Annotated in this window: 7 protein-coding genes and 1 pseudogene; 7 read left to right on the top strand and 1 reads right to left on the bottom strand. The window is 59.7% G+C overall.

Annotation, left to right across the window (positions count from 1 at the left end; genetic code table 11):
- Positions 1 to 135: 135 nt before the first annotated feature.
- The 7 genes and pseudogenes from EH199_RS23360 to EH199_RS23330 all read left to right on the top strand — a co-directional run.
- Positions 136 to 453 (top strand): annotated as a pseudogene (locus EH199_RS23360) (transposase); the annotation flags it as partial.
- A 144-nt stretch (positions 454 to 597) separates the two neighbouring features.
- The gene (locus EH199_RS23355) at positions 598 to 4,539 is read left to right on the top strand and encodes a glycosyltransferase (protein WP_124811446.1); all 3,942 of its coding nucleotides are present in this window, start codon (positions 598 to 600) and stop codon (positions 4,537 to 4,539) included.
- A 104-nt stretch (positions 4,540 to 4,643) separates the two neighbouring features.
- A complete protein-coding gene (gene rfbF, locus EH199_RS23350; RefSeq protein WP_124811445.1) occupies positions 4,644 to 5,417 on the top strand; it encodes a glucose-1-phosphate cytidylyltransferase in 774 nt (257 codons plus the stop codon).
- Positions 5,411 to 6,496: a CDP-glucose 4,6-dehydratase gene (gene rfbG / locus EH199_RS23345; RefSeq protein ID WP_124811447.1), complete on the top strand. Its 1,086-nt coding sequence runs from the start codon at positions 5,411 to 5,413 to the stop codon at positions 6,494 to 6,496. The genes rfbF and rfbG overlap by 7 nt, the downstream gene beginning before the upstream one ends.
- Positions 6,493 to 7,413: an NAD(P)-dependent oxidoreductase gene (locus tag EH199_RS23340; RefSeq protein ID WP_124811444.1), complete on the top strand. Its 921-nt coding sequence runs from the start codon at positions 6,493 to 6,495 to the stop codon at positions 7,411 to 7,413. Before rfbG ends, EH199_RS23340 begins: the two co-directional genes overlap by 4 nt.
- A 32-nt stretch (positions 7,414 to 7,445) precedes the next feature.
- The gene (rfbC, locus tag EH199_RS23335; RefSeq protein ID WP_124811443.1) at positions 7,446 to 8,003 is read left to right on the top strand and encodes a dTDP-4-dehydrorhamnose 3,5-epimerase; all 558 of its coding nucleotides are present in this window, start codon (positions 7,446 to 7,448) and stop codon (positions 8,001 to 8,003) included.
- The gene (locus EH199_RS23330; protein WP_124811442.1) at positions 8,000 to 9,223 is read left to right on the top strand and encodes a class I SAM-dependent methyltransferase; all 1,224 of its coding nucleotides are present in this window, start codon (positions 8,000 to 8,002) and stop codon (positions 9,221 to 9,223) included. Before rfbC ends, EH199_RS23330 begins: the two co-directional genes overlap by 4 nt.
- 5 nt (positions 9,224 to 9,228) lie before the next feature.
- On the opposite strand, the gene EH199_RS23325 is transcribed toward EH199_RS23330, so the two are convergent.
- Positions 9,229 to 10,611 (bottom strand): hypothetical protein, encoded by a 1,383-nt coding sequence (locus EH199_RS23325; RefSeq protein ID WP_124811441.1) that lies wholly within the window; start codon positions 10,609 to 10,611, stop codon positions 9,229 to 9,231.
- Between the last annotated feature and the right edge of the window lie 201 nt (positions 10,612 to 10,812).

Raw genomic sequence — 10,812 nt, 5'->3', positions numbered from 1 at the left:
GCATCGAGTAGCATGTGAAGATCGATGCCAATTCGCTCCGGGGTTAACCCCGGAGCGAATTGGCGCTGACCTCAAACTGGGGAATTTTCATTCGGCACATTTGGGGAGAATACATCCGGCACCGACACCCGGTGGCCAAAGCGGGGCGCTTGCATGGACGATGCCGAGCATGACGTCCTCGCTTACATGACCTTCCCCGAGTAGCATCGGGTCAAACTCCACAGCACCAATCCGCTGGAACGCCTGAACAAGGAGGTGGGGAGCCGCGCCGATGTCGTCGGCATCTTCCCCAACGAGGGCTGCATCATCCGCCCCGTCGGCGCTGTTCTGCTCGAGCAGAACGACGAATACCAGCTCTAGCACCGCTACATGCAGATCGAGGGCATGGCTGCCCATGCCACACGAATGATCGAGGGGGTTCAGCCGCTACAGATTACACCCAAGGCCGCCTGAAAATGCAGTCTGCTGGCCACACCCGATTTTACACCACATTGACGGACACGACCACTGGTGATCTCCGCGGGGTCTTGGCACCATACACAACAATGCGTATCCGTTCGGTCGCACCTCCCCGCCGAGGCTAGCTAGGAGTTCACGGTGACACCGCCATCTTTGAGAAAAAAGATTCGGAAAAAAATTCGTACGCTCATCAATCCGCTCCAGAACGACCACGTAAAGAGTGAAATTTCTATATTATCGAATTTGCTGGACACAGAGGAAAACCGTGCTCTTGGTTTATTTGATAAGGACTGGTACTATAATTCTTACCCAGACGTAAAAAATGAAGATATGAATGCTGCGGAGCATTATTTGCGCTTCGGTTATAATGAAAGCCGAAACCCGGGCCCAAATTTCGATACCAATTTTTACAGACAATTTTATCCGGATGTCGCCGCGGCGAGCATTAACCCGCTGGTACATTATCTGAAATCCGGTCGTGCTGAGGGGCGCTCGCCCAATGCCCGCATGTTGAAACCACGTGATATTGGCGAGGCGCGGCATGTCATCGTCAAGGATATTGCGGTCAGCCCATCGACAGAAGTCGCCATCTTGGTGACACATGCGCCGGCGGGCAGGCTGAAGCCGCATGTCCGCCCCTTCATGGACGTGTTCAACCGCAACGGCATCGCGGTACTGCTGGTGGTGGTGGTCGATCGGCCGCTAGAACTGCTGCCTGAGGAAATCGAGGCGGCGTCCGGGATTGTGGTGCGAGAAAACGTCGGCTATGATTTTGGGGCTTGGGCCCACATACTGCGGATTGAACCGGCGTTGTACGGCGCGGCGATGCTAATCCTGACCAACGACAGCATTGTCCCGACGGCGCACGAGGATGCGTTTCGCACGATGTTTGCGCGCATCCGCGAAGGCAGCACCGATGTGGTGGGTTTGACCGCAAGTCATGAATACGGTTGGCACATTTCCAGCTATTTCTTAGCGATAAAACCCAAGGCGCTGGGTTCGTGGACATTTCAGCATTTCATGCGCGACATCCGCTACCTTGAGGACAAGGACGCGATCATCCGAACCTACGAAGTACCGTTTGCGGCCCGGATGCAGGCAGGGGGGCTGCGAGTGGAGGCGATCTTTACTGGGCGCTATTCGTCCAATCCCACGCTGTTCAGCTGGAAGGAACTCGTCCAACAGGGTTTTCCGTTCGTGAAACTGCTGCTGCTGCGCAAGCAGTTCCTGACCAGTGTAAACTGGCCAGAGCCGATCAAGCATGCGCTGACCACGTTGCACGAAGAATGGCGTACTGTGCTGAAAGAAGTCGGCTTCGATGTCGATCTGGTGCAGGCGGCGATCAACGCGTCTGACTATGCCGATGTGCCGCGAGGCGACGGCACTGATCTGCTGGTCGACGGGCAGCGTCACGAAGAGATCACCCAAGATCATGTGCCGCGCGTCGCGTTCTTCGGGCCTTGGAATTATGATAACGGACTGGGCTCCGCCAGTCGCGAATTGTTGTGCGCGTTGCGGCATGCGCGCGCGCGACTCAGCATCTATCCGGTCACCGCGCCATTCCATGTCCATCGCCAGGTCGCGCCGCCTGTCGCTACGATTGATTTTGCTGGCCGGCCTGACTTAGCCATTGTACATCTCAATCCAGATTCTTGGCACCTGCTGACCCCTGCGCAGCGGCATATCATCGAGTCGGCCAAGCAAAAGATCGGTTATTGGGTGTGGGAGACCGATACGCTGCCTGACGCTTGGCGTCACGATCTGCATTCAGTCGATCGGATTTGGGCCCCTAGCACCTATTGCGCAGAAGTTTTCCGCGCGAGCGTTGACGTACCGGTGGATGTCGTGCCGCACCCGGTGCGCGTTCCCACTGTAGCAGGCGGGTTTGACCGCACTGCACTGCTGTCCCGGCTAGGGGTGGATCCGGCGCGGAGGGTGATCCTGTATATTTTCGATGGCGCCAGTTATCTGATCCGCAAGAACCCTGAGGCGCTGATCCGCGCGTTTGCGGCTTCAGGGCTGGAGCAGAATGGCTGGACGCTGCTGTTGAAAGCGAAGCACCTCAACGATCGGCCCGAAGCAGGCAAGGCGCTGATCGATCTGGCCGGCGCGACGCCGGGCGCAGTGCTGGTCGACATATCGCTCAGTGCCGACGAAGTAGGGCAGCTATTTGCGGCGGTAGATATCTACGCTTCGCCGCATTGTTCCGAAGGTTTCGGCTTGACCGTGGCCGAGGCGATGGCCTCCGGTAAACCTGTGGTCGCGACCGATTTCGGCGGTACGACGGATTTCCTACGGCCGGGTACAGGCTATCCCGTGGCCTGGGTGCCGTTCACGCTTGAGGAAGACCACGGCCATTACCTCGAAGGCCATTCGTGGGCAAAAATCGACGAGGATGCGCTTGCCACTACCTTGGTGACTGCCGCACGCGCGCTCGATGCGGGCGATATGACGATAGGTCAGGCTGCGCGGACAGAAATCGAAACCAAGCTGTCGTATGCCACCACCGCCAGGGCAATCGAAGCGAGCTTTGCCGCAGCAATTGCAAGTAGTGCGGTTAAGGCGGGCGTAGCGCGCCCACTGGCTAAGCATGTGGCGGCCACGGTGCCGTTGATACCCGACGTCCGCATCAATCCGCTGGCCGGCACAGCTTTTCGTCAGGTATTCTTGCCCGACGGCGTGCACGCGGTGCTGGTCGATGACGATTTTACCTGGAATGGAGCCTCCTTTCCGGACGGTGATGCCAACGACTGGCTGATTATCGCGCCGCGCAATGCGCGGATCCGGCCCGACGTGGGGCATGTTGTGTTGCAGGCGGCCAAGGCGCGGCCCGACGTAGCCGTGTTTTATGCCGATGACGCGGCGGTGAACACCGAGCCGCTGGAACGGGTCCGCGCGAAGCCCGACTTCAACTCCACACTACTGGTTTCGCAGGACTATATTGGTGCGCCGGTGATTATGCGGCGAAAGACCTGGCTGGACCTTGGCGGTTTGTCGAGCGACCGCGGCAGCGCGGCGCTATATGACTTGGTGTTGCGGGCCAACCAAAGTGGTCGGATGATTGCACGCATTCCGCAGGTCTTGCTGGTCCATCCCGACGAACGGCCGGTGGCCGATGTTGCGCGCCGGATCGAAGCGTTGCGCGATCTTGGAAGCATGCACGATGTTGACCTGATAGAGGGAGTCTTGCCGTCAACGCTGGTGCAGCGCCGCCGATTTGACAGCGGCTTGCCGCCAGTCACGCTGTTGATTCCGACCAACCGGACGCGCCGACCGGGGCACAATGAAACCTACATTGAGAGATTGTTACGGTGCATTGCGCAGACGCGCTGGGCACAGGAAAAGATCACAGTCATCGTCGGGGACAATTTTGAAGATGAGCCCGAATGGGCACGCAAGGATTGGCCATTCCGCCTGATCCGGATCGAAACTCCCGAACACCGCGGCGCCGGTTTTAATTATGCGGTTAAGGCTAATCAACTGTGGCGCTTAGCGCGCGATGAGCAAATTGTGTTCCTGAACGATGACGCAATCCCGCTCGATGACGACTGGTTGCGGGCTCTGATCGGATTTTCGATTGACCCGAACGTGGGCTGCGTTGGCGCCGGGTTGTTCTATGAAAATGGCACGATTCAGCACGCCGGGATGGTACCCGCCTTCCGCACGATCGTGCATGCGTGGCTCAATTGGCCAGCCGAGACGAAAACCTACATGGACTGGGCGCACGTTCAGCGGGAATGGTCGATGGTGACCGGCGCGATCCTTTCCACGCGTCGTTCGATCCTGGAACGTATTTGTGGCTTCGATGAGCGATTGACCTTGGAATTTAACGACGTGGACTTATGCTTGCGAATCAGGAACTTGGGTTATCGTATCGTGTGCAACCCCGACGCGCGGTTCACTCATGCCGAAAAGGCTTCACGCGGGGATACCGCGCCCCCAGGTGCCGAAGTCGCGCTGTTCCTCTCGCGCTGGACTGCGTGGCTGGAACAGGATCCCGCATCACATCCCGCGTTTGACCGGCAACGATTCGACCTCGTACCGACGCATCCCGACGATGCCTGGTATGTGGCGCGATAATCACATCGGGGCGGGCGCGAGCGGGGGAACTCGCGCAGACAGGTCCGGTTTTCGAGAAATACCGGACATGATGATTTCGTACGCACCTTTAAGGAACCAATTCGATGATCGACAAAGCCGTTATCCTGGCTGGCGGGCTAGGTACCCGAATTTCCGAGGAAACCGGCCTGCGCCCCAAGCCGATGATCGAAATCGGCGGTAAGCCGATCATCTGGCACATCATGAAAATCTATGCTGCCCACAACATCAACGACTTCATCGTTTGTGCGGGGTATAGAGGATATGTGATCAAGGAATATTTCTCGAACTACGCGCTACACAATTCGGACATTACCTTCGATTGTCGCAACAGCAGGGTCGAAGTGCATCGCGCCGCAGCCGAGCCTTGGCGCATCACGGTGGTCGATACCGGCGAAGAAACGATGACCGGCGGGCGCCTTGCCCGCATTCGCGACTATTTGGGTGACGACGATTTCTGCATGACCTATGGCGACGGGGTGGCGGACATCGACATCGCCGCGCTGATCGGGTTTCACCGCAACCATGGTGGCCAGGCGACCGTTACCCGCGTTCTGCCTCCCGGGCGGTTCGGTGCGCTGGAGCTTGAAGGCGATCGTGTGACCGGATTTCGCGAAAAGCCCCGGGACGGCGGGGCGTGGATCAACGGCGGCTTTTTCGTGCTGTCGCCCAAAGTGCTCGACCGGATTTCGGGTGATGCCACGGTGTGGGAGCAGGAACCGCTGGAGGGTCTAGCGAGCGATGGGCAATTACATGCCTATGCGCATTACGGGTTCTGGCAACCGATGGATACATTGCGCGACAAACGCCAGCTTGAGGACATGTGGAACGGAGGTCGCGCGCCGTGGAAAGCATGGTGAACCCGTCGCCCAAATTCTGGCGCGGCCGGCGAGTCTTGCTGACAGGGCACACCGGGTTCAAGGGCGCTTGGTTGATGCACTGGCTGCGTCTGCTGGGCGCTGAAGTGACGGGGCTGGCGCTTGCGCCCGCGACCAAACCGAATCTTGCGGTGATGAGCGGCTTGGTCGATCCGGCGATTTCGAGTCTTGGCGATATTCGTGATGGAGCCGCGGTTGAGGCAGAGATCGAACGGTATCGCCCCGAAATCGTGTTGCACCTAGCGGCTCAGGCGCTGGTACGGCGTTCGTATCGCGATCCGCTGGAAAGTTTCGCCACCAATGTTATGGGGACCCTCAATGTACTGGCGGCGGCTTCGCGGTGCGTTACGACCCGCGCCGTGCTGGTGGTGACGACGGATAAGTGCTACGAGAATCGTGAATGGCTGTGGGCATATCGGGAGAACGAGCCGCTGGGCGGGCGCGATCCTTATAGTGCCAGCAAGGCTTGCGCCGAAATTGCGACCGCCGCTTGGCGCAGCTCCTTGCCCGACATGACACAGTATGGCCGCGCCGCCCCGCTAGCGATCGCCAGCGCGCGTGCGGGCAATGTGTTCGGTGGTGGCGACTGGGCCGAGGATCGATTGGTTCCCGATTTTTTCCGCACCGTCGCGCAAGGTGGAACGCTGGCCATCCGCAATCCAGCAGCGCAGCGGCCGTGGCAGCACGTGCTCGAACCGCTGGTCGGGTATCTTCTACTGGCCGAACGCCTGTTTGATGGCGAGGCGCAAGAAGCTTGGAATTTTGGACCTGATCCGGTCGATGTGATCCCGGTAGGCGACCTCGTCGCGCGGCTGACAGCGCTGGTTCCTGGCAGCACGTGGGAATGTACCGGGGATGGTAGTCAGCCGCACGAGGCCGGACTCCTGGCTCTCGATTCCGCCAAAGCCCGTACGCAGTTGGGCTGGCGGCCGCGCCTACCTATCGACGCGGCGCTGGAATGGACTGTGCAATGGTACCAGCGTGCCGCTGTGGGAGCGGATCCAGAAGCGCTGGTGCACGATCAGATCGTGCAGTACACCGCCCTGGGCGTGGATCGATGACCGGCGAAGCCCGGCCAAAGGTGCTCGTCACCGGGGCGACCGGGTACGTCGGGAGGGCCGCAGTACGGCACCTGCGCGCGCTTGGGTGCACGGTGCATGCGCTGGGCCGCCATGATCCGGGCGATGGCATCGCTTGGCACCGGACGGATTTGCTGGCGGACGGGGACCTTGTGGGCGCGGTCGCCGATATCGATGCGCAGGTGTGCCTGCACCTGGCTTGGTCGGTTCCACCCGGGCGGTTCTGGACTCATCCGGACAATCTCGATTGGGTCGGTGCCAGTCTTCGACTGTTTCGCGCGTTTGTCGCCGCCGGCGGACGACGGGTCGTCGGGGTGGGGTCTTGCGCGGAATACGCTTGGGATGTGCCGCTGCTGCGCGAGGAAATGCCGCTGCGGCCTGACACGCTGTATGGCCGCGCCAAGGCGGCGCTCGCCGACCTGTTGTTTGCATTTGCGCAGCAGGAAGGAGTCGAGGCTGCCTGGGCGCGGCTGTTTTTCCTGTACGGACCTGGCGAGCCGGAAGGCAAGCTGGTCTCCGACGCAGCCAGCATCCTATTGCGCGGAGGCCGCGTGGCCACGACACCGGGCGAACAATCCCGTGATTTTCTGCATGTCGACGATGTCGGGCGAGCGCTAGCGCTGTTGAGTTGTACTTCAATGACTGGGCCGGTCAATATCGCTAGCGGCCAAGCGGTGCGTGTACGTGAAGTGCTCGAACGAATCGAACGGCTGACCGATACCGAGGGTCGGGTCGATTATGGACAGCGCTCGCTGGCCGCTGGGGAGCCGATGAAGCTTGTCGGGGATGTATCGCGGCTGCGCGACGAAGTGGGGTTTCGTCCGCATTTTTCGCTTGAAGCGGGATTGCGCGATACGGTCGACCATTGGCGGCAGCGTTTGCAAGACCGCGTATCCTGAACTGACAGACTTTGCTGGAAGAGGAACCAGGGTTGTTTGCAGAACCACGATGGGCACCGATTGCGGGTGTCGCGGTGATTGAAGGCCGGCCGTTCCGCGATGATCGAGGGGCATTCGCAAGGCTGTTTTGCGACGACGCGTTGCACCCGGTCAACGCCGGGCGCCCAATCGTGCAGATCAACCATTCACTGACCCGAAAGGTGGGCGCGTTGCGCGGCCTGCATTACCAGAAGCCGCCTCACGCCGAAGGCAAATGGGTGCGCTGCTTAGCCGGACGGGTATGGGATGTCGCGGTCGATCTCCGCGCCGGATCGCCGACATTTCTGCAGTATTTCGGCGTTGAACTGAGCAGCAAGGCGATGAATGCGGTGTTCATTCCAGAAGGGTGCGCGCACGGCTTCCAGACGCTCGAAGCAGACTGCGAACTGCTGTACCTGCACACCGCGCGCTATGAATCCGGGGCGGAAGCGGGCGTGCGCTGGGATGATCCGCGATTGGCGATCGATTGGCCGCTGCCCGTTTCTGAAATATCCACCCGAGACCGCGGTCATCCGCTCTTGCAATCTAGTTTTAAAGGGATCGTTTCATGATTTGCCGCCATTGCGCCGCGCCGCTGGATTTCGTGCTGATCGACCTTGGCAGCCAGCCCGCCTCAAACGCCTATCTGACCGAGGCACAACTGGAGCAAAGCGAGGTGCATGCGCCGCTGAAGGTGTTTGTGTGCACTTGCTGCTGGCTGGTGCAGTTGCCTGAGCATCACAGCAGTGACGAACTGTTTACGCCCGACTACGCCTATTTCTCGTCGGTATCGAAAAGCTGGGTGGCGCATGCTAAGCTCTATGCCACGGCAATGATCGAGCGCTTTGCCCTCAGCGCGTCGGACTGGGTGGTCGAAGTTGCATCGAACGATGGCTATCTGTTGCAGTTTTTTTCCGACGCCGGAATCGCCTGCACCGGGATCGAGCCGACCGCATCGACAGCAAGCGTAGCGCGAGCACGAGGGATCGAAAGCTTGGAGCGCTTTTTCAGCGGAGATCTCGCTGATGAACTAGTGGCGCAGCGGGGCCATCCGCGTCTGATCGCTGCTAACAACGTGCTAGCACATGTCCCTGATATCAACGATTTCGTCACGGGGTTCGCGCGTCTTCTGGCCCCGGAGGGCGTAGCGACGTTCGAATTTCCCGAACTGCGCAACCTGATTGCAAAATGCCAGTTCGATACGATCTATCACGAACACTATTCGTATCTTTCACTGATAGCAGTTAAAAGGATTCTGGCATCTGTGGGCCTGCGGGTGTTCGATGTCGAACACCTTGCCACGCACGGTGGATCGCTGCGGGTGTTCGCCTGCCACGACGCGGCCAATCATGCGACGACCGATGCAGTGGCGCAGGCAATCGAACGGGAAATCGCGGAAGGACTCGCTGATGAAAGGGGCTATCGTGCGCTGGCGGCGCAAGCGTTTGCGATCAAGCTCGATCTGATTGAGTTCCTGGTGAAGCAAAAGCGCGCGGGCGCCAGAGTTGCGGCCTATGGTGCTGCAGCAAAAGGCAATACCTTGCTGAATTATGCAGGAGTGCATACCGATCTGATCGATTTCGTGTGTGACGCGGCACCGTCGAAGCAGGGCCGGTACATGCCAGGTAGCCATATACCGATCCTGCCGCCGGCAGCGCTGTCGGAACACCGGCCCGACTTCGTGCTGATCTTGCCGTGGAACCTGAAGGACGAGATCGTGCCCGACTACGATTACATCCGGGAGTGGGGAGGTCGTTTTGTGATTTGCGTACCGACGCTCGAAGTATTCTGAATCCGTTACGCGTCGTACCGTAAGGGCCCCTTTCGCCGCTCGGCAATGCCGTGAAGGAGATAGTGTCGAAGCGGGGCGATTCCTGCGTCGGCGACGTCGGGGTGGTCTTCACGATAGCGGGCCGCATCGAACAGACCGTCGTTGCGAAGGCGTCGGTCCTGCTTTCGGCGCGCAACTGCGGCGGGCAGCAGCGCCCACCATCGCGGAAACTCGGTGATCGCGGCACCGATGCGACGCAGCCAGTCGGCTTTGGCGTCGGCTTCTCTAAGTTGATGGGACAACCCGGCAATCGAACGCACCTGTCGGTCGATCTTGGCGGTACGGGCAGCGGCTTTAGATCGGGCTATTGCCGCTTCGGTGCGCATTCGGTCGAGTTCGACGTTTAAGCTCCGGCTTGTTGCCGCGTGATTTGCAATGAGGAGTGCGATTTCGCTGGCTTGTGACTCGCAGCGGTCGGCGAGCGCGGCGTGTGCTGCAGTAATCTCGATGCGTTGCGCTCGTTCATCGTCGGCGCGCATTCGCTCCGCCGCTAGTTCTTGGCGCAATCTTGCGTTTTCGGCGTGGATCTGGTCGCGGTCTGCGGTCATCTGATTGAGCGAAAGGGCGATCGCGGCACGTTCGTTTTCCAGTGCTTCTCCATGCGCCACGGCCACGGCGCTCGCCGCCATCTCGCGCTGTAGCTTACCACGCAGGTCGGTGATGGCCGTAACTGCGGGCAAGAAGTTTTCAGCGGACGTTCTAAAAGCGTGAGCAATGGCATCGATTGTCGCGTACTCTGCCGGACTTTCGCCTTCCCGCGCCCACCGCCGCAAAATGACGTACACATCGCGCACCCAGCGCGGCATCAACGCGCAGATATCCGATTCGGCATGATGCTGTAGGTCGGTGGAGAGGAATGCGTCGACGTCGTCGGCCACCGAATCCGACAAGCTCGGCCAAGAGAGTCCCGTCCAGCGACCGATGCGATCGACTGCGGACCGCCAGTCGAGCAGCAGGTCCTCGTAATTGACAAATGCGCGCGACCGACCGCGGGTTGCGGATTCAGCGTCGAGTACGTGGCGTAGCCACAGCAACATCCCCGATATCTCGTCGAAAGCATCGCGTTTGGCGAGCGATTTCGCGACCGCGAGCGGGTGGCGTACCGGCAAGACGACTTTTGCTTCGATAGCTTCAGCGGCAAAGATGTCCAGCCAAGCCGGCATCACGCAACACATGCGTGGATCCTTCAAAACTAGCCTAGAGGCATTACCGAATTCCTGGCGAAGTAATGACCGGCCTTGCTCGACGAATTCTGCGATAGAGGGGGGCGCCGAGCGAATATCGTGCGGCATCCAATCGTGCCAGTAACTGCCCCACGCAGCCAATAGATTGTCGTTGAAACGCATCACGGCAGCGGATTCCCAATGCCCTGTGGGATTGTCTGCAGCCGTGTGCAGTAAGGTTGCAGGCAAGGCGTAGCCAAGTAATTACCCACCCCCTTGCCAAGGTGGACGGTCTGTGATTCACACTACCCATGAATCGCGAGGAACTCGAACGGCTTACGAAGCCAGAGTTGATTGATCTTTTGCTTGGCCTGCAGCGGCCGGGGA

Source organism: Novosphingobium sp. LASN5T (assembly GCF_003856955.1).
Taxonomy (GTDB): domain Bacteria; phylum Pseudomonadota; class Alphaproteobacteria; order Sphingomonadales; family Sphingomonadaceae; genus Novosphingobium.
Note: the sequence above shows the minus strand (reverse complement) of the source record. Positions and strands in the feature narration are given on the sequence as shown.

Bases quoted from the DNA above. Each gene is read 5' to 3' on its own strand.
- rfbG (WP_124811447.1), top strand. From the start codon at position 5,411: ATGGTGAACCCGTCGCCCAAATTCTGGCGCGGCCGGCGAGTCTTGCTG.
- EH199_RS23340 (WP_124811444.1), top strand. From the start codon at position 6,493: ATGACCGGCGAAGCCCGGCCAAAGGTGCTCGTCACCGGGGCGACCGGG.
- EH199_RS23330 (WP_124811442.1), top strand. From the start codon at position 8,000: ATGATTTGCCGCCATTGCGCCGCGCCGCTGGATTTCGTGCTGATCGAC.
- rfbF (WP_124811445.1), top strand. From the start codon at position 4,644: ATGATCGACAAAGCCGTTATCCTGGCTGGCGGGCTAGGTACCCGAATT.